General features: G+C 38.0%; 21 protein-coding genes. 3 read left to right on the forward strand and 18 right to left on the reverse strand.

What is annotated here, in order from left to right:
* Nucleotides 1–59 precede the first annotated feature (59 nt).
* From M2265_RS22785 to yiaA, 3 genes are all read right to left on the reverse strand, one after another.
* Nucleotides 60–1,859 carry a mechanosensitive ion channel family protein gene (locus tag M2265_RS22785; RefSeq protein WP_132770425.1) on the reverse strand — a complete coding sequence of 600 codons (1,800 nt, stop codon included), beginning with the start codon at nt 1,857–1,859 and terminating at the stop codon, nt 60–62.
* A 245-nt stretch (nt 1,860–2,104) separates the two neighbouring features.
* Entirely contained in the window at nt 2,105–2,575 is a 471-nt protein-coding gene (locus tag M2265_RS22790) for a hypothetical protein (protein WP_132770424.1), read from the reverse strand.
* Nucleotides 2,576–2,642: 67 nt separating this feature from the next.
* Entirely contained in the window at nt 2,643–3,110 is a 468-nt protein-coding gene (gene yiaA, locus M2265_RS22795; protein ID WP_132770422.1) for an inner membrane protein YiaA, read from the reverse strand.
* 133 nt (nt 3,111–3,243) lie between these two features.
* Between yiaA and M2265_RS22800 the strand changes: the two genes are divergently transcribed.
* Nucleotides 3,244–4,752, forward strand: a complete 1,509-nt coding sequence (locus M2265_RS22800) for a hypothetical protein (protein ID WP_132770421.1) — start codon at nt 3,244–3,246, stop codon at nt 4,750–4,752.
* Nucleotides 4,753–4,848: 96 nt separating this feature from the next.
* Nucleotides 4,849–5,601, forward strand: a complete 753-nt coding sequence (locus tag M2265_RS22805) for a DUF72 domain-containing protein (RefSeq protein ID WP_237682793.1) — start codon at nt 4,849–4,851, stop codon at nt 5,599–5,601.
* Nucleotides 5,602–5,662: 61 nt separating this feature from the next.
* Here M2265_RS22805 and M2265_RS22810 read toward each other — a convergent pair whose 3' ends face one another.
* The 11 genes from M2265_RS22810 to M2265_RS22860 form a co-directional block, all read right to left on the reverse strand.
* A complete protein-coding gene (locus tag M2265_RS22810; RefSeq protein WP_132770417.1) occupies nt 5,663–7,006 on the reverse strand; it encodes a GH1 family beta-glucosidase in 1,344 nt (447 codons plus the stop codon).
* 281 nt (nt 7,007–7,287) lie between these two features.
* The gene (locus tag M2265_RS22815) at nt 7,288–7,593 is read right to left on the reverse strand and encodes a hypothetical protein (protein WP_132770416.1); all 306 of its coding nucleotides are present in this window, start codon (nt 7,591–7,593) and stop codon (nt 7,288–7,290) included.
* A gap of 143 nt (nt 7,594–7,736) precedes the next feature.
* The gene (locus M2265_RS22820; protein ID WP_132770414.1) at nt 7,737–8,180 is read right to left on the reverse strand and encodes a DUF3347 domain-containing protein; all 444 of its coding nucleotides are present in this window, start codon (nt 8,178–8,180) and stop codon (nt 7,737–7,739) included.
* A gap of 130 nt (nt 8,181–8,310) precedes the next feature.
* Nucleotides 8,311–9,168, reverse strand: coding sequence for a heavy metal-binding domain-containing protein (locus M2265_RS22825; protein WP_132770412.1), 858 nt, complete (start codon nt 9,166–9,168; stop codon nt 8,311–8,313).
* 101 nt (nt 9,169–9,269) lie between these two features.
* Nucleotides 9,270–9,497, reverse strand: coding sequence for a heavy-metal-associated domain-containing protein (locus M2265_RS22830; protein ID WP_132770411.1), 228 nt, complete (start codon nt 9,495–9,497; stop codon nt 9,270–9,272).
* A 197-nt stretch (nt 9,498–9,694) separates the two neighbouring features.
* A complete protein-coding gene (locus M2265_RS22835) occupies nt 9,695–10,765 on the reverse strand; it encodes a flavin reductase family protein (RefSeq protein ID WP_132770409.1) in 1,071 nt (356 codons plus the stop codon).
* Between the two features lie 13 nt (nt 10,766–10,778).
* Complete coding sequence (locus M2265_RS22840; RefSeq protein ID WP_132770407.1) at nt 10,779–12,206, reverse strand: MFS transporter; 1,428 nt, start codon at nt 12,204–12,206, stop codon at nt 10,779–10,781.
* A gap of 25 nt (nt 12,207–12,231) precedes the next feature.
* The gene (locus tag M2265_RS22845; protein WP_132770406.1) at nt 12,232–13,581 is read right to left on the reverse strand and encodes a TolC family protein; all 1,350 of its coding nucleotides are present in this window, start codon (nt 13,579–13,581) and stop codon (nt 12,232–12,234) included.
* Between the two features lie 212 nt (nt 13,582–13,793).
* Nucleotides 13,794–16,895: an efflux RND transporter permease subunit gene (locus M2265_RS22850; RefSeq protein WP_132770404.1), complete on the reverse strand. Its 3,102-nt coding sequence runs from the start codon at nt 16,893–16,895 to the stop codon at nt 13,794–13,796.
* 21 nt (nt 16,896–16,916) lie between these two features.
* The gene (locus M2265_RS22855) at nt 16,917–17,987 is read right to left on the reverse strand and encodes an efflux RND transporter periplasmic adaptor subunit (protein ID WP_132770402.1); all 1,071 of its coding nucleotides are present in this window, start codon (nt 17,985–17,987) and stop codon (nt 16,917–16,919) included.
* Nucleotides 17,988–18,252: 265 nt separating this feature from the next.
* Nucleotides 18,253–18,837, reverse strand: coding sequence for a helix-turn-helix domain-containing protein (locus M2265_RS22860; protein ID WP_021191689.1), 585 nt, complete (start codon nt 18,835–18,837; stop codon nt 18,253–18,255).
* A 224-nt stretch (nt 18,838–19,061) separates the two neighbouring features.
* Here M2265_RS22860 and M2265_RS22865 point away from each other — a divergent pair, with 224 nt between their 5' ends.
* Nucleotides 19,062–19,328 carry a hypothetical protein gene (locus M2265_RS22865; protein ID WP_132770401.1) on the forward strand — a complete coding sequence of 89 codons (267 nt, stop codon included), beginning with the start codon at nt 19,062–19,064 and terminating at the stop codon, nt 19,326–19,328.
* A 148-nt stretch (nt 19,329–19,476) separates the two neighbouring features.
* Here M2265_RS22865 and M2265_RS22870 read toward each other — a convergent pair whose 3' ends face one another.
* From M2265_RS22870 to M2265_RS22885, 4 genes are all read right to left on the reverse strand, one after another.
* On the reverse strand, nt 19,477–19,722 hold the full coding sequence (locus tag M2265_RS22870; RefSeq protein ID WP_021191687.1) for a heavy-metal-associated domain-containing protein: 246 nt from the start codon (nt 19,720–19,722) through the stop codon (nt 19,477–19,479).
* A gap of 221 nt (nt 19,723–19,943) precedes the next feature.
* Nucleotides 19,944–20,324 carry a hypothetical protein gene (locus M2265_RS22875; protein ID WP_132770399.1) on the reverse strand — a complete coding sequence of 127 codons (381 nt, stop codon included), beginning with the start codon at nt 20,322–20,324 and terminating at the stop codon, nt 19,944–19,946.
* Nucleotides 20,325–20,367: 43 nt separating this feature from the next.
* Complete coding sequence (locus tag M2265_RS22880; RefSeq protein ID WP_132770398.1) at nt 20,368–22,782, reverse strand: heavy metal translocating P-type ATPase; 2,415 nt, start codon at nt 22,780–22,782, stop codon at nt 20,368–20,370.
* Nucleotides 22,783–22,867: 85 nt separating this feature from the next.
* Nucleotides 22,868–23,431 (reverse strand): AraC family transcriptional regulator, encoded by a 564-nt coding sequence (locus M2265_RS22885; protein WP_132770396.1) that lies wholly within the window; start codon nt 23,429–23,431, stop codon nt 22,868–22,870.
* Nucleotides 23,432–23,579: the final 148 nt, after the last annotated feature.

Here is a 23,579-nt window from a genome sequence, read left to right on the forward strand (position 1 = left end):
CTCGGAGAAACCAAGTTGGTCGTAATTTTTTGGTGTAATTAACGTGTTTTGACGTACTTTTAGATGTGATCTATTCCTGCTTTATATTGTGGAGTATGGTCCACTTTAGCGAAAATATGAGGGGCATTCATTTCAATGCCTGCGGCTAGAAAATCGTTCAGAATCAACTGAAAGATCTCGGACTGTGCCAGTGCGATTTCAGCAGACTGCGAAATGTAAACATTTAGTTCATAGAGGACATAAAAGTCATCCAGTTTCTTCTGCAAGACAAAAGGTGCTGGTGTGGTATTGACCCGTGCTACCCGCGGAGGTATGTTTAAGAGCATTTCATGGATGCGTTCCCAAGGTTCTTCATAGCCTACTGTTAATTCGACCTGAAAACAAATTCCCTGATCTGAAAAGGTGGAATAGTTCACGGTGTTACCTGACAAGATGGATGAATTAGGGATGGTTATCTCCTCATTTTTAATGGTCCTCAGTCTTGTTACAAGCGGTGATTTTTCAATCACGACGCCAGTTTTATCAGCTATCGTGATGCGGTCTCCGATTCGGAAAGGCCGCATATAGGTAATCACAAGGCCTGCAATAATGTTGGATATTGCTGAAGATGAACCTAATGAGAATAGCACCCCAATAAATACGGATATACCTTTGAAAATATCCGAGTTAGATCCTGGTAGATAAGGGAATATCAGGACGAGTGTAAATGCTTGCAATAGAAAGCGGACAATGGTAAATGTCGGCATCGCAAATTCACGATGGAAACCATTCACTTCTAGTTTTCCTTTGTCAATCTCCGTAAAGATGTATTTTACCAATCGGACGGCATAACGCATTACAAATAGGATAACAAATACGGTGATGAGGTTGGGAATATAATCCCAGATCGCTAAAAATGCCTTTTTTAGAGGTTTGGTAAATAGGCCGATCAAACTATTGGCCCAACTTTGTGTAAAGGGGAAGACACTGAATACAATAGGCAACATGATAAAGGCCATTAATATGATAAGTGCCCAGCGTAACATGTTGATGCTATTGATCAGGATGCGGGTTTTTTGAACGGAACTGACTAAAACATAATTCTTGATTTTAACATCTTTGATCAGCTGTGTGCGTTCGGTCATGATCCGCTGTACACTGTAATCTTTAATTTTATTGATCAATAGTATCAATAAGTAAAAAACAATAAAGATGAGCGCGATAAGCCCGATGCGGATCAATAATTTTGAAATACTGTTTTCTTCTTTTTCTCGGTTAATGGTTTCCTGAATACTTTTTAGATATTGTTTTGCGATTTCTTCTTTACTTTTTCCTTCAAGCAGTGCGTCTAACTCAGTAACTGAAGTGATAATGAGGTCTTTATATACAATGTCTGAACTGATTTCATTGTTTTCAATTTTGAAGGAATCGACCTTTACAAAATCATCTTCGTATAAGTTTTGAATGCGGGTGACGACATTGTCAGCTCGGTCTTTTGCTAAAGATGAACCGAGTTTATTGTATATGTAAAACAGCGTATCGTTAAATGGAGCGACAGCATAACGTTTGGTGTTTTTTTTGATTGAATCAACTTTTATTTTTAACTGCTGATTTCGGATGATATTTTCTTCATCAAAGTTAGTGAGCTGTTGTTTTAGGTCTTCTTTCTTTGCGCTATTTTGTGTCTTTAGATTTGTGATTTCATTTTGAAGCTTAACACGTTCTAAAGAGTCGTTAATCTGTTGCTGCCTGATCCCATTTAATAGGGAACTCAGTCCAAGTTCTTTTGTATTAACTGAATCTGTCTCCTGAGCCGGGAGCTGAAGGACGGCTGAAAAGCATAATAAAGCAGTAAGGAAACAAATGTAAAGTCTTTTCATATTGCAAGCTATTTTTTGATTCTAAGCCATATAACGAATGTACTTATAGTAGATTTAGTAGACCAAACATAGATAATTTTGCTTGTATTACACAATGCGGCTCTTAGATATTCTGCTATGAAACGATACATTGTACGATCTGGGCATCTTTTCTTAAAAAAAGAAGCCCCAGAATATGATTAAGTTCCATGGGGCGTTCGGATTATTTGTTAATGATCATAGAAGCGAAATAAGTGATTTACCTTTTATGGAGTGGTGCTGGTCACTTTTTTTTGCCCTCTAAATTTTGAACGAATGACCTGATGATGGATGGTCATGAGGGTAAGAGTTGCTGTTACCAATACTGGTAATAGGGATAAATAAACCGTATAATAGATTTCTTCATCGAAACTATAGGTACTCCAGGAGGATTCTCGATCTACAAAAATACTGTAATTCCAAAAGAACCAAAAGCTGGTCAATAGCACGAATTCTACTGCGATTTGATATCGGTTTTTCTTGATCTTCGCTATTAAAAGAAATAGTAGGGTTAGGATAATGGCGTTGCATAAAGAAATCAAGCATGCATCGTATATGAAACTACAGTCTAGACAGCCACTTGATGTTTGATTTGCTAATTTTCCCATCGACCAATATGTTTGAATAAAAGTAAATGCAAATAGTGTCATCGCAACAAAAGCTGTACTGCTCAATAATTTAAGTTTACTTTTTTTCATTTATCAGTATTTATTAAATAAACCCGCAGGCTTGCTGTGCAAGTCACTGCGGGTGGCAACCGCTAAGTTACAATTCGTTTTCCTCAAACATCTTGGCGTCGCGGGTATTTTTTTGTACAGCGATGGCTGAAAATATACTTAAGCAGAATGACATGGCATAAAATCCTTTTTCACTAAGCAGCAGATCGGCGTTCCAGAGCCCTACGGTAAGCAGTACCATTGCAGCAATTGTTGCAAACCAGCTAAGGCCATAATAAAGATCGGTTACGGCAATGCCTTCTGCTCTGTCTCGAACACTTTTCTGTACGGAGATTACGGCAAATAAACCGAATAATAGGATCGTGAAATAATATCCTTTTTCATTGAGCTCCATGGTAGCGTTCCAAAGCCCGATGCAGTATCCCATGGAGCCGGTTAGTAAAGCAAACCAGGATGCGCCGATGAATGCACCTGTGGGTTTAAATGGATTTTTTGTTTTTTCTTCGTTTTTTGTAAGTGGAGTGTTCTCCTCTGTTTTGTGTTTTAGCGGTTCCATAATTTTTGTTTTTTTATGTGTTATTATGGAAGCAAATGTCCGCTGTTGTCGCTAGATGCACAAATGAGATATTTATAAATACTGATGATATAAATTAATTTTTTAGTAGGTTTGTTTTTAAAATTAACCTATTATGGATGCGCTTGCGACATTAATAAATTTACTTGGTGATCAGGATAAAAAGAATTTTAAGGCATTTATGCGCAAGAAGAATAAGCGACATGATGTTAAAAATATTCTATTGTTTGAATTGCTAAATACTGACGATATAAATGGCTTAGAAAAGCTGTTAAAAAAAACAAAAAGCAGGGATTCTTACCATGCTTTGCGTAAAAGACTGCACGATAACTTACTTTTATTTCTATCTCAGAAGACATTTGAAAGCAATAACAGTCAGGCTTCGGAAGTGATGCGTTTAATCGTTGTAAGCCGTTTTCTTTTGGAAAATGATGTGGATAAAACTGCTTTCAAGTGCTTGGTGAAGGCCGAGCAAATCGCAACAAAACTGGAACAGTACAATTTATTGAACGATATATTGCTTCTTAAAATAAATTATGCGCATAGTGAAGCTTCAGAAAATTTAGAAGACTTAACAACACGTTTTATGGTCAACCAGCAACATATGCAACGGGAGGCAAAATTGAATCTGGCATATGCTTTTCTCCGCCAGGAAATGCGTGAGGTAAATCTGAAAGGTAAAGTGGTCAACTTGGCCGCACTGATGCTCGGGACCATACGAAAATATCAGATTGCAGTCAAAGATTTAATGAATTATAAGTCTATTTATCAGATACTTTTTATAGCCAATGAATATGCGGCTATTCATCAGGATTATAGTTTTATAGAACGTTATATCCAGCGCATCCAACATTTTATTCAGGGAAAGAAGAAAGCGGATGAATCGCACTTATTTTATCAGTTGCATGTCCTTTATTTTTTGGCAAACTTTCATTTACGCAACAGAAGCTTTGACAAGAGTGCGGAGTATCTTTCTGAGATGAAGAACCAAATGGAACAGCACCGTTTTCATGAATCTCAATTTTATCCACGGCATCAGTTGTTATCGGCTCTGAATCTATATTTTAATGGAATGGGTGGAGAAGGAACAGCTGTATTGATGAAGGCTTTGGAAATGACAACAAAAAAGACAAAACAGGAGGACATAGAAGATTTAAGGATATGTTTAACGATGTTTTTATCGTTGCAGGATGACAGATCTTGCTTACGCCATCTTGCCTTATTTCAGCATACTGATCAATGGTACGAGAAAAAAATGGGTATGCTTTGGACCATTCGTAAAAATCTGATGGAGGTTTTGGTTCATGCACAGTTCGGGCATATCGAACTTGCTGTTTCAAGGTTAAGTAGTTTCAAACGTCGATACAGTGATTTTCTTACAGAAACTCATGAAGAAAGGGTATTACATTTTGCGAGTCTTGTGGAGAAATATTTCAATAAGCCTGATATCGTGTTTAATCCTGTATTTCAAAAAACTGCGGTCGATCTGTTAAAGAATAAAGATCATGCGGATATTTTTCATATTTGTTTTATTTCATGGCTGATCGCTAAGTGGGAGAAAAAGTCGGCCTATCAAATCGTACTTCAGCATTTGTCCAGTCGACATACATCCGAAAATATTTAGATGGTTCAATTTGGAATCCTGAGTAATTTTTGCCTAATGTAATCTTAATATTTAGGATTAAAAATAACTTCTCTCCGAGGTGCTTGTTGTATGGTTATGGAGTCTTTGTATTTTTCTGGTACGAGCGGTATTTTACTGCCTTATAAAAATAAAAGTTTTTATCCCGAAAATCTTCAGGAGAAAAGCAGGCTTGCGGTCTATGCTTTATTATTCAATTCGTTGGAGGTAAACAGTTCATTCTATAAAATACCACGTGAAGAAACTGTGAAACGATGGGCAGATGAAGTACCGGATGGGTTTCGTTTCACCTTTAAATTATGGAAGGGAATTACTCACGCAAAAGGTTTGATCTTTGACCCGAATGATGTTGCTCATTTTTTGAAGGTGATTGCCGAAGCAGGCGAGAAGAAAGGTTGTTTACTGATTCAGTTTCCCCCCTCTGTTACGTTTAATGCTGCTGTGCATGTCAATCTTTTGCTAGAGACTGTTGTTAATGATGAGCATATAAAGGGATGGCGGGTATGCGTCGAGTTTCGGCATCCATCTTGGCATTGTGAAGATACATTTAGCCTGTTAAATTCGTACGGAGCCAGTCTTGTGCTGCACGACAAGAACAGTAATGGTATGCAATTGTCCTATAGTGAAACAGATTTTATTTATCTGCGATTTCATGGTCCCAATGGTAATTACCGGGGCAGTTATGAAGATGATTTTCTACAGGAATATAGTTCATATATTCGGGAGTGGTTAGCTGAAGGGAAAGAGGTTTTCACTTATTTTAACAATACAATGGGCGACGCGATTCAGAACTTGAAGTTACTGTCGGAATATGTGAATGATAGGTATTAATATGGTAAGTAGTATCGATTTTATAATCAATACCACTTAGCTAATGTCGAATAGCTTGAACCTATATCTTCTCCTTCAGAAGATCAGCATACCAATGTCCCGACGATTTAACGATGCGTTGTTGCGTTTCAAAATCAACATATACTAAACCAAATCTGGGATGATAACCTTCTGCCCACTCAAAGTTGTCGAGAAAAGTCCATGCAAAATACCCGTTGACCTGAACTCCTTCTTGTTTGGCCTTAAGTACTTGGGCAATGGTCGACTGTAAATACTGCACTCTTTTCGGGTCATCGACCTGATTGTTAACGACTTCATCTGGAAAAGCGGCTCCATTTTCAGTGACAATCAGTGGCGGTATGTTGGGATAGGCACTGAATTTTTTCAAAACATGGTACATGGATTCAGGAAATACTTCCCAATTCATGGCCGTGAGTTCGACCTTGCGCGATTTTGCACTTACAATTTTTGCGCGTAGGTAGGGGACGAATAAGGAATGACGGATGATTTCTCGGGTATAATTTTGTACTCCGATAAAATCCATATCAAACTTTAGCTCGTTTTCATCATTGTGCTTGATATATTTTTCAATTCTTCTCAGAATTTTGATCTCATCTGTAGGATAGCCCATACCTAGCAGGGGCTCTATGAAAAATCTATTGAGTAATACATCTGCTTTTTTAGCCGCAAGGATATCTTTTTCTCTTCCGGTGAACGGTTCAATATGCGAACAGGAGAAAGTGGTTCCAACGGTACTGTCTGGTTGTAGTGATTTAATAATTCTTGCACCTTTAGCCTGTGCTAGTGATGCATGATGTGCAGCTGCTAAAAAGTAATCGATTCCTTTTTTTCCAGGTGCATGTACGCCAAAGAAGTATCCAGCGGCACTAAATACCGCAGGTTCATTTAAAACCATCCAGTTTTTTACCCGATCGCCAAAGTGTTTGACACAGAGTGCTACATAATCAGCAAACCAATCGGTGATTTCCCTGTTGATCCATCCACCTCTTTGTTCCAGGGCATGCGGCAGATCCCAGTGATAGAGTGTTATCCAAGGTGTAATCCCTAATTCTAAAGAAAGATCGATGAGTTTATTATAGAAGTCAATGCCTGATGGATTGGCTTCTCCTGTACCTTGCGGTAGAATACGGCTCCAGGCAATGGAAAACCTGTAGTTCCTAATATTTAAGCTGTGCATCAAATGGAGATCTGCTATGTAGCGATTATAGAAATCGCAAGCAATATCTCCGTGCTGGTTTTTAAAGATCTTATTCTTTTTTTTTACAAAAGTATCCCAAATAGAAAGGCCTTTTCCATGTATATCATGAGCTCCTTCAATTTGGTAGGCGGCTGTAGAAACTCCCCAAATAAAATCTTCGCCAAAGGAATCTTTAGTTAAAATCATTTACGGAATTTATTTTCTCAAGTGGTGCAAATATCACTTATTTAAGTTGTTTTAATATTTGTGAAATCTAAGAGGAGAATAGAATGAACTAAACTGCACTAGAAAGATACGAAATAATACCCTTTGGAAGAAATGTGTGATCGTTTTCATAATTCAAATGTTTTAAACCACTGTTTACATTAATTTGCTTATATAAATTTACAAAGCATATGTTAACTGTGTATGAATTGATTATGAAGTTTTTGAGTATTGTCAGGGCTCTTGCTTTTTAAACTATTTCATCACCATATATTTTTTGATATACCGATCTGTGTTAAGGATTCAATAATTGGTTCAGAGAGCAGATGTAGATCGCGTTGTTTTTGGAATTCTAAGAAAGCGGGCATATTTAATAATTCTTTTTGAATGGCCTCATTTTTATATTGTGACATATGAATAAAGGTGTTGCTGCCATTAACCTGGAATATCGTATATACAAATTGATGATTGTCCAATTCTTTAAACTCATCAAGAAAAATCTGAATGTTTTCTTTGTTCGCATTAACATAGTCTTCTTTGATGGTATAAGTCACTTTTATAGCTATCATGGGGTATCTTTATGAATGAATACTGGTTTATGTATTCGAAGATAATGAATTTGATGCTATGGAAAGTAAAAACTCCGAACAAACAATTGGATATTGTTGGTTCGGAGTTTTTTATTTGAATCGAATGATCAGCTTTTCACGGGTTACTTCTTGGTTTCAGTAACTTTACCACAGGTAAGCATCGCAGATCCATAGTAAGGATTTTTAATCGCCGTTTCATTGCTTAACCAATAGCCTTTTTTCATCGGGCAATATTGATAATACACTGGTTGGCTGACCTTATCACTGTTTTTTACGATTTGCCACATGATCGTTGAAACTTCGTTGAATGATGCACGCTGTTTTTCAAGATTGCCTGCTTTTTCTAATTTATCTACTTCAAGGATCAAGTTATCTTTCAGTTTGAAAGCGCTTTCTGCTTTTACCACCTTCTGAAGTGCTTGAATGGATTCGGAAGCCTTTTTCTCATCACTGTTTACCAATGCATTTTTTACACCATAATATTTACTTAATAGTGTTTCTGTATTTTGGGCAAGTGCCACATGTCCAAATAGTGAAATTGCCAATATCAATAAGTTCTTTTTCATATCTATTTTTCGTTAATCATTTAAAGATAGTTTTAAAATTTTACTTTTGAACTGCTTCGTTATTTTCTCGATTTCTAAAGCAGAGGTTCTGTATTCTGTGTCTTTCAAATGCACTCGGCTTCACATTTTGCTATACCTGATGCTGACGAAGCTGTACTTCCTTTTCGCTTTCCTTTATTGATCTTATGTCAATATTAAAGTCTGCTGTATGGACTTTTCCATGTATTTTAAACTGCACCCACATCTTGTATTTACCAGCCTTTGTAATGTTTGTTTCTGCGTATATCGGGTATTGTACATGTGGTATGGGCCGGATCTGTAAAAACTCTTTATCCGTCTTATTGATCATTAATATATGAGCTGATGTTCCCAAATACTGTTCCAAACTACTGTTATACAGTTTCTTTTCGCATTTTTCGATGGCTATCTTTATACGTTGTATGTTGCCGGTTTTAAAATTATCGGTATTTTCAAGGATAACCTTATAGTCATCTATGTAACATATCGGTTTTTTTGAAGTGACCTCACGAGAAGTCATATAGTAACCTTTCACTTCGATTTCTAACATGTTTAAGACATGTTCTTTGCCAAGAGGTTTAAAATAGGTGAACAAATGGTATTTTCCACTGTTATGAAAAGTCTCTGTTACAGCATAGCTACCGTCTTGCTGCAGCACTGGATGGATGTGTCTGAACCAATTAAGATCTTCACTAATGACCATGACATGAATGTTCATTTCATCAGAAATGTCCAATGCTACTTGTTTTTGGTTTTTTTTGATTGCAAATAGTAGTCTAACGGGATGTCCTGCTTCAATAATCTGTGGTAAAGTTGTTAATTGTACCTGATATTGATCTGGATTTTCCTGTTGAACAGATCTCAGATCCATTCCACATGTCGAACAGCTGTTGCCTTGAGTCCCGTTTACTTCGGGGGGCATAGGACAGGTGTATATGCTCATCTGAGATGCATGGCGGTGGTTTTCCATATCTGAAAATTTGCTTTGGGTGTAATTGCGGAATTTCGATATGCTTCCGCAATTACTTAACCCAAAATTCTTAGTGCTTAAAGAATCTGTTTAATTCTTTTTTAAGATTTTAAAGGTTCGATTTTAAAACCTGATTTCTCTACGATCTCGATAACTTCCTGTTCCGATATCCCATCTGTCTTAACTGTAAGTACTTTATCTCTACTGGCAACGTCTACTTCCCAATGGTTAATACCCGTTTTATCAGTTAGAAAAGGAGTTACTTTGGTTACACAGCCACTGCAGTTAATATTGGTCTTGAATTGAAAATTTTGATTATTGCTATCCATTTTATTTTATTTTTTAGCGTTTGTTTATAGTACAAATTTCAGTAAAAAAATACGGTGGCACTTTACGTTATTTGCTATTTGATTTGTAATATTTACTGATTATAGTCATGCTATTGATTATGCTGTTTTTATTATCGTGTCATGTGTAATCTTGCTCTCAATAGTATCCCGGATAGTGTTTAGACGGCATCATACTATTATGCGATGACAATGGAAACAGACTGATCTAATGGATAGCTCTGGCAAAGTAGAATTTTACCTTCAGTGACTTCTTCATCCGAGAGGGCATAATTGTTTACCATTTTGATCTGGCCATTTTCTTGGATTGCCCAGCATGAACCGCAGGTGCCTTTTTTACATGAACTGGGCACGTGAATGGCATGGGCACTAATGGCTTCTAAAAGGGATTGTCCTGGTTGTACATCAATGAGAGAAGTACACTCGTAGGTCTGTTCTTCATTGTCTCTGTAATGAGTCTCAAAGTAGCTGACCAGTATTTCTCTGTGCTCTTCGTTCTCGATAACGATGATCTTATCGGTTATGACCGGATCAAAATATTCGGTATGGATATTTGATTCGGGAATCTGTAAAGCGCGCAGTGTCTCACGATACAACTGCATCAGTTCTACTGGACCACATATGAAGTAATGAGCTTTATTTTTTTGCTTAATATACTGTCCGATCAAGCTTTTAATGATCGGTTGAGAAAATCGACCGGAGATACTGTTAATGCCTTTAATCTCTTTATTAAGACGCGTAAATGAATGAAAAATATGCAACTGCTTGTTCTTTTCCATTTCTTCCAGTTGGAATTTGAATATGGTATCCTCCGGGCTGCTGGTGGAATATAGCAACAGAGGGGGACAAGCTGTTTTAATAAGACTTTTTAGCATAGAGAACAAGGGTGATATTCCACTTCCACCTGCAAGAAAAACAAGTTCTGAATCATGGATAATATGTTTCTTCAAGATAAAGTTGCCTATAGGTGCATCGATATCCCACTCGCTAATATTTTTTGCATTGTCCACTAGATAATTGCTCATTTTTCCACCAGCAACTCGTTTAACTGTAATGGACGGGAATTTATCGGCAGGTGCGGAGCTAAAGGAATAGGATCTCTGTAGGGGTTCTCCGTTAACAATACAGGAAATATTAAGATACTGACCAGGCTGATATTCAATCGTATCCTGGTCAGTACTGAAAAATATGGTTACAGCATCTTTAGTCTCCTGTATAACCTGATGCGTGGTCCATTTATATTTTTTCATATGGTTTTAACGTTTACTTTTTAAGTGTCTTAATGAAAATTATAGCCATGACTGCTGCAATGAGACATATGATGGAAGCTGCAAAAAAACCGGTTTGAAAACCTGTGTTCAAAGCGGTAGCTTCTGTGGCTCCTGTTGCTTTTATAGCATTGGTTTTTGCCGCGGAAATGGCAACTATTATAGCCAGTCCTAGAGCTGAACCGATTTGATAGCTGGTATTTACCAGACCGGAAGCAAGGCCGGTTTCCTCAGGTTTGGCACCTGACATCGAAGCGATAGTGCCAGGTATATACGTTAGTGACATACCTAAAGCGCCTAATAAAGATGCTGGCAATACATTGATTATAAATGTACCATCAGGAGGGATTGTGCTAAAAAGAAGGAGTGAACCTGCTAAGGCAAGCAGACCTGCTACCATATTTGCTTTGAAGCCAAATCGAGCGACTAATTTACCTGTAAGACCAACCATCAGAAACATGATCGCAATTGTCATCGGTAAAAGAGCAAGTCCACTATTGAAAGCTGTGTAATGCAGGGTTTGCTGCAGGTAAAGATTGAGAAAAAACCATAAGGGTATCCATGCTGCCGCTAATAATGCCATCACCACGTTACCTGATAAAAGATTAGGGACTTTAAAAATAGCAAGAGGAATTAAAGGCTCCCTTTTCTGTTTCTGTATGATAATGAAAATAATGAACAGCAACAATGATAAGCCCAGTAATCCAATGGTTTGGACTGATATCCAACCGGCATTTTCTGCAGATATAATAGCATATATCATCACAATAAGGGCTACCGTTGCTAAAATTGCACCGACGATATCTACTTTTCCTTTACGGGTAGTTCCTTTGAACAGTAGTTTTTGACTGAAAAATAATACAGCAAGTCCTACTGGAATATTAATTAAGAATAACCAATGCCACGAGAGCCATTCGGTTATGGCTCCACCAAGGAATACACCGGCTGAACCACCTGCAGCAGCAGAAGCCCCCCAGAAACCTAATGCTTTATTGAGTTCTTTGGGATCGGTAAATTTGGACAGTACTAAGGTAAGTGCTGCAGGGGCTATAAGTGCAGAGCCTAAGCCCTGTAAAGCTCTTCCGGTATTGAGGGCGGCCTCTGACCAGGCCACACCCGCTAAAAGTGACGCTCCTGAGAGAATGGCAAAACCCCACATGAAAATCTTACGTGCGCCAAAGAGATCGGATAAACGTCCGCCTAGCAATAAGAAACCTCCAAATAGAATTACATAGGCATTAAAAATCCATTGTAAGCCACTTTGTGAGTAGCCAAGATCGGCTTTTATTGCCGGTAATGCCACGCCAATAATAGAAGTGTCCATGATCACAATAAATTGTGCGGTACATAGTAAAAATAGTGCTGCCCAGCGTTTACTGTACGGAGCAGTTGGATTTACGGTACCTGTTTTATTTTTATTCATTTTTTATTTAATTAATGGTAAGTAATTATAGGCTTAGCTGCCCAACAGCATGTTTTAATTTTACATGTAGAACCTGTATCTTATATTTCGCATTGAGGTTGTTGATCTTTGCTTGTGTCAATGCCAGTTCAGCATCTGTCAACTCAAGTCTTGACCCCAGACTGTTTTTGAAACGGTCATCTACCATCTGATGGTTTAATGTGGCAGACTGCACCGTTTTTTCTTGGATGTTTAATTGGTTAACTGCTTCCTTCCACTGACTGATCAACGTTGCAAGCTCGGTTTTAACTTCATCTTTTAAATCGCTTAATCGTATTTCTTCCTGTCTCATTTTGATTTTGGACTGGTTGATTTTGGACTTGGTACGGTTGCCATTGAAAACAGGTACTGTAAGCTGGAGCCCTAAGAAGGATGTTCTGGGTAATGCATATTGACCAAACTTAAAATTATCCGCTTGTGCCTGCAGCTGATACTGACCGATTAGAGAAAGCTGTGGCAATAGCTCCGCTTGGATCACCTTCATATTTTTCTGTTGCAGTTCTATGGTAAGTTCTTGAATATTGAGATCTTTTCTGTTTTTTTCGGCAATAGCCAATGCGGCATCAACTTGATGAAACTCATGCTGACTTGTTTCGATGTTCAGTTCTAGATTGTCAGATAGCTCAATTTCTGCAGGATCTTCTAGTCCGATCAGTCTTTTGAGTTCAATGCCTGCTACCGTTACATTGTTTTTTAAGTAAGAAACGGATGATTTCAAATTTGCGACAGCAACGAAGCTTCTTAATGTATCTGATTTTAAACCTCTGCCCTGGGCTAATAATGAACGGGAATCTTGCAGTGCTTTTTTATTTCTCTGAAGACTTTGTTCTAGTAGATCAAGCTGACTGTTCATCATCAACATATCAAGATAACGTGTAGAGACCAAAAGGGCAATCTGGCTTTTGAGGTCAGCTGTTTTTTCATTTTGAATCGATTCATTAATCTTTGAAGCTTTTGTCAGATGATGCGTACCAGGTGCAAGAATGGGCTGGTTGAGGGTAGCAAAAACATGATAGACATTTTTACCACCGATAGCCACATCTTGTACTGCTTTATCAGTACCTGCAAATGAACCCGGGAGGAAGATAACCTGTCTGTCAAAATAGCGCGAGTATGCAGCATTAGCCGAGATACTTGGAAGTAATCCACCTTTGACTTCATTGGTTATTTCTCGGGCATGGATTTCTTCCAATATTTGCACCTGTATTGCTTTATTTCCCTGTTTTGCCATTTCCAAAGCATCTTTGAGTGCCAGCATTTTTTTCTGGGCATGCAATGGTTTACTGCTACCAATGAGTAGCAGTAGGGTAACGATATATAGGATATTTGTTTTCATTGAATTATAATTTGTGGTGATGTTCACTTGTTACGGTATACATGCTATTCCTTTATTTTTTGCTAAGCAAATCGCTGCTTATTGCGGAGGAAATGAAACCATCATGAGCATATTTTTTCCCTTTTAGATTTATTTGTAACCCTATTCAAGATTTTTCGATCGCTTCATCGTTTTTTTTGTGTGGGTATGCTCATGATCTGTTTCAGTTTAACTTAATGTTGTATTTCGATAGCGCGCTCTTCAGTTGGTTCCTCAACAACAGCTTTTGGAGTTTTCTTACTTGATAAATACGAGTAAACTGCCGGAATGATAAATAGGGTGAGGATACCTGAAAAGACAAGTCCTCCGGCAATCACGATTCCTAATGACTGGCGGCTATTGGCTGTCAGTGCAATGGGTAATGCACCAAATATCATGGCAAGAGACGTCATAAGGATCGGTCTAAAACGCTGCTCTGCAGCTTGAATCGCAGCATCGTATTTCGAAAGGCCTGTTTCCTTGAGGTGGTTGGCAAATTCAACGATCAGAATTCCGTTCTTAGTAATCAGTCCTACTAATGTAATAATCCCGATCTGGCTAAATACATTTAAACTCTGCTCATACCAGTAAAGACTAAGCACTGCTCCAGCAATTGCCATGGGTACGGTAAGCATAATGGTAAGTGGATCGCGCATGCTTCCAAATTGTGCTGCCAGAATCATATAAATAAGTACGAGTGCCAGGATGAGCGTAAAGGTGATATTGCCTTGACTTTCGGTATAATCTCTGGACTGACCGGCAAGTGAACTTTTGAATGTTTCGCCCAGTACTTCTTTTTTTATTTTTTCGATTTCCTGTATACCTTCTGCGAGACTTACTCCTGGCGCTGTTGCCGCAGATACAGTTGCTGATGTATACTGATCATAGCGATAAATGGCCGCCGGACTAACGGCTTCTTCCATTGTTATCAGGTTATTAAGTGGAATCATCTGTCCTGAAGTTGAACGGACATAAATCGTATTCAGGTCGCTTTTATCATTTCTGTACTGGCGGTCTAATTGTCCGATCACTTCGTACTGACGGTCGTTACGTAAGAAATATCCGTAACGCTGTCCTGAGAACGAGAGTTGTAAGGTATGGGCTATTTCTTCGATGGATACGCCCATCATAGAAGCTTTTGCACGATCGATATTTACTTTCACCTCAGGTTTGTTGATCTTAAGATCAGCGTCAATGAATAGCAGTTTTTTACTTTGGCGTGCAGCAGCCAGGAATTTTGGAAGCACGGTAGTCAGACTATCTAAGTTCGGAGCCTGAAGAACATATTGAATAGGCATACCACCACCATAACGGGTTCCGATTGTTGGAGGTAAATAAGGGAAGAGCAGAAAGCCTCTAAATTTACCCGCAGCTGCTCCATATTGGTTATATAGATCCTGAATGCTGGATTTTCTTTCCTTTGGATCTTTAAGATAGATACTCTGCACAGCTACGTTGACCGGTGCTGGGGCCGGAATGAATGAAATAGCGACCATGGAGTAGGTTTGGTACAATCCCTCGGTCGAGTCATTTACATACTTTCCAACTTCGGTCATGTGTTTTTTCATATAATCAAAAGAGACACCTTCAGGAGCTATAGCGATGAGGTTCATGTTGGAACGATCTTCTACCGGAGCTAGTTCTGAAGGAAGTTGCTTACCTATAGCATAAATAAGCAGGGTAGTGCCAGTTAAGAAGACCCAAGCTAACCATCGAACGCGCATAAATGCAATCAGTAAATATGCGTAGCCATTGTTTAGACTAACGAAAAAGGGTTCGGTGACGCGATAGAACCAACTCGGTTTTTCTTTTTTCTTCAAAAAGTATGCACTTAGCATAGGGGTCAGTGTAAGCGCTACAAATGCTGAGACCAATACTGATCCTGATACGACAATGGCAAATTCTTTGAAAAGTTGTCCACTGATTCCACCCATAAAAATAATGGGTAAAAATACGGCTGCTAACGTAATTGTCGTGGAAATAACCGCAAAATAAATCTCTCTTGTACCTTTAAATGCCGCCTGAATAGGGGACATACCCTCTTCAATTTTTTTATAAATATTTTCTAACACGACAATCGCATCATCTACGACCAGTCCAATGGCAAGTACCAATCCAAGAAGTGTCAAGATATTGATCGTGAAACCGGCAATATACATAATGAAAAATCCGGAAAGAATGGATACCGGAATGGCAAGAACGGGAATAATAGTAGATCTCCAGTCTCTCAGGAATAGAAAGATAATCAAGACCACGAGTCCGAATGCTATGAATAACGTTTCTTCGACCTCTTTAATGGATTCGCGTACGGAGCGCGTATAGTCGAACCCTACGATCAAACGATATTCTGAAGGAACTTCTTTTCTTAATTGATCTAACCTTCTGTAAAACTCATCGACTACTTCTATGGCATTTGCTCCACGTTGTATCTGAATAGCAACACCGACACCGATACGGTTCAGATTTCCTGTTTCGTTGATGATGGCTGTACGTTCATTCTCTTCTCCTAATTCGGCTGATCCAATATCTTTTAATCTTATGATGGTATTGTCAACTTGCTTAATGAGCATTTCTTCAAAATCTTTTACAGAAGTTAGGCGTCCCATCGTCCGGATGCTAAGCTCACTGTTGTTTCCTTCGATTCGACCTGCCGGCAAGTCAATATTCTCGCGGAGTAATGCTTGTCTTATATCGGCAGGAGTAAGTTGATATGCCGCAAGTTTTGCTGGTTCAAAGCGCAATCGCATAGCATACTTATGCTCGCCTACGATGGCTACATTATTAATACCAGGGATAGACTGCATTCTATCTTTGATAGTCGTAGAAGCAAGGTGACTTACTTCTTTTATATTTTTGGTGTCGCTTTCCACTTCCAGGAATGCCACCAGATTGTCTGGTGATGATGCCTTTTGTACGATTGGTGGATCGACATCGCTCGGGAGCTGTTTACGAGATTTGGAGACTTTGTCTCTAACATCGTTCAGCGCATCCTCAATGTCAATTTCCCGATTAAATTCGATGGAAATAACACTTACCTGTTCTCGCGATTCGGATGATATGGTCCGTATGCCACTTGATTCGGCAATGGATTCTTCCATCGGTCTGGTCAGTTTAGATGCAATTACATCTGGACTTGCACCAGGATAGAAGGTAATGACCGTAATGACGGGTGGTTCTGTTAACGGGAATTCGCGGATACCTAATTGTTTCCATCCTATTATTCCTAATATGACGATAAGGAGAGAAAATACCCCGGCCAAGACGGGTTTTTTTATACTTAAATCTGATATACTCATGAAGCTAAGATTTGAAATTAATTAATTTGACAGGACTGCTTTTACAGGGGTACCGTCTCCTAAGCGCAGCATATTGGAAACAATGATGCTGTCGTTTGGCATGATACCAGACGTTATGATTGCGTCCTTTTCTGTTCTGTTACTTACGGTGACTGCCATTGGTTTTGCAACCCCATTTTTGATAACAAAAACAGCATAGCCTTTTTCACCTGGTGCTAAAGCCTCAGTTGGAACTGTTATTCCTTTTGCACCTTGATTATTTACTTGGAAGTACACTTTAGCCGATAGACCTGCCCGGAATTGTCCGTCAGCATTATTTGTTATTGCTTGTACCTGTAAGCTTCTGCTTTGTGCTTCAAGCCCTGGTTCTGTAGCTGTTATTGTAGCGAAATATTCGGTATCGGATAATTCGGATGTAAACTTAATTTTGCTTCCTGTCTTTATTAATGGTAAGTATTTTTCTGGGACAGAGAAGTTGATCTTAATAGCGCTTTGATCCTGTAAGGTCACGAGTGTCTCTCCGGGAGATACATAGGCTCCGAGATGTACTTTTGAAATACCAATTTTCCCGGAGAATGGCGCCCGGATTATGGTCTTTTCTAAATCTACTCGAAGCAGCTGTTCTTGTGCGTTTAAAGATTCGAATCGCATAACGGCCTCATCATATTCTTGCGGTTTTACGGTTTCGGTTTTTAATAGATTGCCAAGTCTTTCTTTATTCAATTTAGCGAGATTCAATTCGGCACCTACTTGTTTCAAACGGGATCTGATATCGGCATCATTGAGTTTGTAAAGTACGGTTCCTTGACTGATATAACTACCGTCTTTAAAAGATACCTGAGTAATCTTCTGAGGGAGCTCGCCAACTATGGAAACTTCTCGATAAGGCATCATGGTGCCGACGACGGCTTCTTTTTGATCGAGTTGCTCTTCCTGTGCGATGATGATATCTACGGGTAATTTACTGGCATCTGCGGATGGTGTTGGTGCTTTTTCTGACGTTTTTTCTTGTTTATTTTCACAAGAAACAAGTAAGATGCTTAGTATGGGAATTAAAATTCCTAATCTTTGTATTGTGTATTTGTATAACATGTTTTGATGTTTTATTTTTAACAATCGATTAAATTTCATTGCCAAAATTAGATACAAATGCGACCGTACTTTTACAGAATTACAGATAAGAGTTATGATATTTATTTTGATGTTTTATATCGTTTTTTGCTGAATGGCGTGAGTGGAATCGCTTAACATCTTGGCAAAAAATAGGAACTCCTGTTTATGTATATAAACAGGAGTTCGAATAAATATTTGAATTAATTAATGCGGTCTATTACCGCTAATTTTCTTTAGCAGTTTTCTAAACTTGGTTTTTATTTTTTGATTGCTCTTCTATAATTGCTAGTTTATTGCGTTTCATTCTTTTATAATGGGAAGATGTAAAACCTGTGTATTTCTTCAACTGGTTTGACAGGTGTGCAGGACTACTGTACCCTAGACTATAGGCAATTTCAGATAAGGAGAGTTGTGTATAAAATAACAGTTCTTTTACTTTCTCTATCTTCCTTGAGATAATGAATTTTTCAAGTGTCCATCCTTCTGAGGATGAGAATAATGCACTTAATGAATCATAATCTTTACGTAATTCGTCGCGGATAAGTGTTGAGAATTTAATGCGTTCGCCAGTGTCTAATTGTTTTTGAATGCCTTTTTCTACAGCGCTTTTAATCTGCGAGATGAGTCTCTGATCTTTGTTATATAGTAAATCAAAACCATACTTCTGCAACATGGTTTTGATAACTTGCTCTTCAAGGATTTTATCCCTTACTTTTAGAATTACTTCACCTAAGCGTATGTCGGAAATCTCCAGACCAAGCTTTGGTAATTCTTCTGACAGAATGTATATGCACCTATCGCACACCATTCCTTTGATTAATAGTTTCATGGATAAAATAAATGTTTAATATTGATTGTGTTATGTGATCAAAATTGCGTTTTTATCAGTAATAAAATATTACGTTATTTCTTGTTTATTTTATGAAATTTTAAGAATCATGAAAATAATCGACAAATTTATTAGCATTAAAAATTACAAACTAAACAAGTAAAAGCAGCAATAATTTACGATCAATCATGCAGATTTTTGTATGAAGTAAAAACGCAAAAAAAATGAAAAATAGACAAAATACGGAAGATCAAATTTTAAATGTGCTTAAAGATTATGAATCAGTAAAAAGTGGTTCGGAGCTGTTTGCTAAATATGGTGTATCAGGGACAAATATTTTTGAACTGAAGAAAAAATATAAGGACTTAGGGACAGATATCTTGAAAGAGTTTATAGATCTACATGACGAAAATTATAGGTTGAAAACGATGTATGCTGATTTAAGTTTGCAATATCGTAAACTGAAAGATGTATTAAAAGAGGATTTCTAAATGAAATATCCGATAAGTAGTATCTGTCGGGAAAAAGTGTTCAATAAAGTAGGTGTAAACAGGGTGTTATTATTAATCAGCTATAATCTAAACATAATTTCAGGGATACTTTATTGTGTTTTAAGGTATCCCTGAGATTTAAAATCTTTTAATTGCCACAACAACCTGTTGCGCAACTTGAGTCTTGTGTGATGTTATCAGCGACTTTATAACCCGCTTTTTCAATCGTTTCAATTACCTCCTTTTTTTCATTGTCATCTTCATAGTTGATGAACAACTTGCCACTTTCAATTTTTTCGATTGTAATGCCTGCGATACCTTGCACAGCACTGTTCACTCTTGTTTGGCAATGAGCACTCTGCATGTCTGGTATACTCAATTCTATTTTTTTCATTTTTAACTAATTTTGATATAGCAAATTACCGGATAGTTATTGAATCCTATATTACACTTTTTCCTATTTGATTTGCGATATTTACTGATGGAATGGTGTATTGTGTCGAAGTCGAGACTGTTCTCTGTAATTGATGAAGGTGGTTCAATAGAAAAGGCGGCCCTTAATGATGGAACCGCCGATTTAAATATTGTGCTTTTTATTTAAAGTCGAAATTATAGTTACTGTTTTTTTGCAATAGGTGTGTAGCCGGGAAGATTCGTTACTCTTATCGTATCGATCCCTTCCAAAGACCATGTAATAGGAAGCATGGTCATATAGCCGCATTTCGGACATTGGTCTCCTTCTATACCGATCATCTCCTTATGTGATGGACAACCTGTAATAAAATTACCATTTTTATCAAGTGCGTGACCGAGTTCATTTTCGTACTTGTTTACTCTTTTTGTTGCCCCATTATTCTGAGCAACTTCCGTATGATTGGGAGTATCTCCATCTTGATGATCATGTCCTTTTTTTGCACTTGTGTTATCGCTGGCACAAGCTGATAAAAATGCAATTGCCAAGGTCAGTATCGCTATTATAAATTTGTTTATTTTCATATTGTTACGATTAATAGTTTATCATCTTCTAGCTCTTATTGGGTTATTTTTTCCATTTTAACCGCAAGCTATTGCTTACCACACTTACACTGCTTAGGGCCATTGCTGCTCCAGCAAACATGGGATTGAGCAAGAAACCATTGATCGGAAAAAGAATTCCTGCAGCAATGGGAATGCCGATAAGATTATAGATAAATGCCCAGAACAGGTTTTGCTTAATTGTTGCTACAGTCTGTTTCGAAAGACGTATAGCCTGTGAGATTTTTGACAAGTCGGATGAAATAATAGTCATTTTGGCGACATCCATTGCTATATCACTTCCCTTACCCATGGCAATACTGACATCTGCCGTAGCTAGTGCGGTACTGTCATTAATACCATCGCCTACCATTGCTACTGTTTTACCTTCTTGTTGTAGTTTTTTTACAAAATCAGCTTTATGTTGCGGTAGTACTTCGGCCTTGTAGTTCGCTATACCGGTCTGCTGTGCGATGGCTTTTGCGGTTGCTTCATTATCTCCTGTGAGCATATACAATTCGATACCCATCCGTTGCAATTGTTTAATAGCTGCAATAGAGGTTTCTTTAATTTTATCTGAGATTGCTAACACTGCCAATGCTTGTGTACTATCTGCAAACCAGATGACCGTTTTAGATTGTTCACTCCATTTATCGGCCTGAAGCCGCAGTTCATCTGCAATTATGATGTTGTTTTCAAGGAGTAATTTTCTATTACCTGCCCAATAATTTTCATTATTGTAACCTGCTTTTGCACCTTTGCCTGTTATACTTTCAAATGTGCTTAGTGAAACGGGAGCTGTACCTGCCATATGTTTAACGACTGCTTCAGCTAAAGGGTGTTCAGACTGTTTTTCTAAACTGAATAAAATCTGCTTTACTGTTTCATCCTCATTTAACCATTTGATACCGGTAACCTGTGGTTTTCCTTCAGTGATGGTTCCAGTTTTATCTAAAACAATCGCATTTACTTTTTTTGCTAATTCAAGACTTTCAGCATCTTTAATCAAAATTCCATTTTCTGCTCCCTTACCAACACCGACCATAATTGCGGTAGGTGTAGCTAATCCCAAAGCACATGGACATGCAATCACTAATACTGTTACTGCAGCCAGAAGACCCTGTACTAAACCGCTTTCTCCACCTAATACAATCCATAACACAAAAGTGATAAGCGCAATGCCAATAACTACGGGAACGAAGATACCTGCGATTTTATCGACAAGTTTTTGTACAGGAGCTTTGCTTCCTTGTGCATCCTGAACCATTCTGATGATTTGAGCAAGCATTGTTTCCTTACCAACTTTGACCGCGGTAAATTGGAAACTTCCCTTCTGATTGATGGTTCCTGCAAATACTTTCTCATTTTCGATTTTCAACACAGGAACAGGTTCTCCACTTAGCATGCTTTCATCCACATACGAATTACCTGATTTTACTATACCGTCTACAGCAATTTTTTCTCCCGGCTTTACTAATATAACATCGCCTGCATTTACATCTTCAATTGCTGTTTGTTTCTCAGTACCGTCAGATTGTATCACCATCACTGTTTTAGGTTGTAATCCCATCAGTTTTTTTATAGCCGACGAGGTGTTTCCTTTCGCTTTTTCTTCAAGTAGTTTTCCTAAGAGAATAAATGCGATGACCACGGCAGCAGCTTCAAAGTAAACGTGTGCGTGTAATCCTCTTGCATGCCAGAAGTCGGGTGCAATCATATTGAATACACTGAATATATAGGCTATACCTGTGCTTAAGGCTACTAGGGTGTCCATATTGGCCGAACGGTGTTTTGCTTGTTTCCATGCATTGATATAAAAATCTTTACCTAACCATAGGACAACTGGTGTGGCAAAAAACCACATGATTTCATTGCCATAGGGCATATCCATAAAAAACATACCGATAGTCACTACAGGAAGTGAAAGTAGGATCGCCCAAATGGTTTTATTTTTTAGTGTACGGAATTTCTTTTCATGTATTGCCTCTAACGTCTCCTGTTCTTTGGCTTCGTCTTCAATGAGTAAATCGAATCCGATGGACTGCACTGCTTTTTGGAGCGCTAATGGGTTGGTCATATTGGGAAGATACTCTACGGATAGTCTTGCTGTAGCAAAATTGACAGCTGCATTGACGACGCCGTCAGCATATTTAACACCGCTTTCTGCACTGATGGCACAAGACGCACAGGTCATATTAAGGACAGGAAAGGATTGTTTTACAGTAGTAACGCCATAACCTAAATCCTGGATGGCTTTAACAGCCGCCGTCACGGTATCGGTATCATTGACCGTTATCGTTGCACGGCGATTGTTTAGCTCTACTTTGTGGCTTTCAATACCTTTGACCTGTGCTAATCCTTTATCTATAATCAAAGCACAATGTTCGCTGTCTACATCTTCTAAAGGAAGGAATATTGGTTGCCTATTATTCGTTGCCATATTTTGTATCTTTTATTTTATGATACAAAGTTGAGAACAATTAAGGTTTTGGGTATTGCACTTTAATGGAAAAGAGTTGTAAGATTTACACCTCGTCCAACGGTGTTCTTTTGTCTTCTTTGATCTGCTTGAACTGACTTGGTGTAAGCCCTGTTACTTTTTTGAACTGGTTGCTTAAGTATGCAACACTGGAATAGTTAAGGCTGTCAGCAATTTCGCTTAAAGACAATTCGTCGTATCCTAACAGTTCTTTGACTTTTTCAATCTTTTGGGCAATAAAGTATTTTTCGATCGTCGTGCTTTCAACTTCTGAGAATAGGTTTGAAAGATAATTATAATCATGTTGTAACTTATTGCTCAAAATATCGGATAGGTTATTTTTTGTTTCACTGTCTTGGTAATGTACCAACTCAATAATAACGTTTTTGATACCCTCAATGATTTGACTTTTTTTATCGTCAATGACTTCAAATCCTCTTGCTAATAGATTTTCATTCAGCATTTTAATTTGATCGTCCGATAATTCTTGCTTCAAAGCCACTTTTCCAAGGGTCACATTTTCTGTCTGAATATCAAGTTTTTTTAATTCACTCTGTACCACCATGATACAGCGGTCGCATACCATGTTTTTTATATATAGTGTTGCCATATCTTTTCTTTATATGCTAAAATAATGTATGAAATCGAACAGGTAAATGTACAATTAATATTTATAGGTCATCAATTTTTTAAAAATTTGACGCTATTCCTAATTGCATATGCTTGTTGTTTATAAAGGATTAATGGGTATCATACTG

Source organism: Sphingobacterium kitahiroshimense, from assembly GCF_025961315.1.
Classification (GTDB): Bacteria; Bacteroidota; Bacteroidia; order Sphingobacteriales; family Sphingobacteriaceae; genus Sphingobacterium; species Sphingobacterium anhuiense.

What these genes read in the sequence shown, in the direction of transcription:
- M2265_RS22785 (WP_132770425.1), bottom strand. Translation starts at nt 1,859, where the DNA reads ATGAAAAGACTTTACATTTGTTTCCTTACTGCTTTATTATGCTTTTCA.
- M2265_RS22790 (WP_132770424.1), bottom strand. Translation starts at nt 2,575, where the DNA reads ATGAAAAAAAGTAAACTTAAATTATTGAGCAGTACAGCTTTTGTTGCG.
- yiaA (WP_132770422.1), bottom strand. Translation starts at nt 3,110, where the DNA reads ATGGAACCGCTAAAACACAAAACAGAGGAGAACACTCCACTTACAAAA.
- M2265_RS22800 (WP_132770421.1), top strand. Translation starts at nt 3,244, where the DNA reads ATGGATGCGCTTGCGACATTAATAAATTTACTTGGTGATCAGGATAAA.
- M2265_RS22805 (WP_237682793.1), top strand. Translation starts at nt 4,849, where the DNA reads ATGGAGTCTTTGTATTTTTCTGGTACGAGCGGTATTTTACTGCCTTAT.
- M2265_RS22810 (WP_132770417.1), bottom strand. Translation starts at nt 7,006, where the DNA reads ATGATTTTAACTAAAGATTCCTTTGGCGAAGATTTTATTTGGGGAGTT.
- M2265_RS22815 (WP_132770416.1), bottom strand. Translation starts at nt 7,593, where the DNA reads ATGATAGCTATAAAAGTGACTTATACCATCAAAGAAGACTATGTTAAT.
- M2265_RS22820 (WP_132770414.1), bottom strand. Translation starts at nt 8,180, where the DNA reads ATGAAAAAGAACTTATTGATATTGGCAATTTCACTATTTGGACATGTG.
- M2265_RS22825 (WP_132770412.1), bottom strand. Translation starts at nt 9,168, where the DNA reads ATGGAAAACCACCGCCATGCATCTCAGATGAGCATATACACCTGTCCT.
- M2265_RS22830 (WP_132770411.1), bottom strand. Translation starts at nt 9,497, where the DNA reads ATGGATAGCAATAATCAAAATTTTCAATTCAAGACCAATATTAACTGC.
- M2265_RS22835 (WP_132770409.1), bottom strand. Translation starts at nt 10,765, where the DNA reads ATGAAAAAATATAAATGGACCACGCATCAGGTTATACAGGAGACTAAA.
- M2265_RS22840 (WP_132770407.1), bottom strand. Translation starts at nt 12,206, where the DNA reads ATGAATAAAAATAAAACAGGTACCGTAAATCCAACTGCTCCGTACAGT.
- M2265_RS22845 (WP_132770406.1), bottom strand. Translation starts at nt 13,581, where the DNA reads ATGAAAACAAATATCCTATATATCGTTACCCTACTGCTACTCATTGGT.
- M2265_RS22850 (WP_132770404.1), bottom strand. Translation starts at nt 16,895, where the DNA reads ATGAGTATATCAGATTTAAGTATAAAAAAACCCGTCTTGGCCGGGGTA.
- M2265_RS22855 (WP_132770402.1), bottom strand. Translation starts at nt 17,987, where the DNA reads ATGTTATACAAATACACAATACAAAGATTAGGAATTTTAATTCCCATA.
- M2265_RS22860 (WP_021191689.1), bottom strand. Translation starts at nt 18,837, where the DNA reads ATGAAACTATTAATCAAAGGAATGGTGTGCGATAGGTGCATATACATT.
- M2265_RS22865 (WP_132770401.1), top strand. Translation starts at nt 19,062, where the DNA reads ATGAAAAATAGACAAAATACGGAAGATCAAATTTTAAATGTGCTTAAA.
- M2265_RS22870 (WP_021191687.1), bottom strand. Translation starts at nt 19,722, where the DNA reads ATGAAAAAAATAGAATTGAGTATACCAGACATGCAGAGTGCTCATTGC.
- M2265_RS22875 (WP_132770399.1), bottom strand. Translation starts at nt 20,324, where the DNA reads ATGAAAATAAACAAATTTATAATAGCGATACTGACCTTGGCAATTGCA.
- M2265_RS22880 (WP_132770398.1), bottom strand. Translation starts at nt 22,782, where the DNA reads ATGGCAACGAATAATAGGCAACCAATATTCCTTCCTTTAGAAGATGTA.
- M2265_RS22885 (WP_132770396.1), bottom strand. Translation starts at nt 23,431, where the DNA reads ATGGCAACACTATATATAAAAAACATGGTATGCGACCGCTGTATCATG.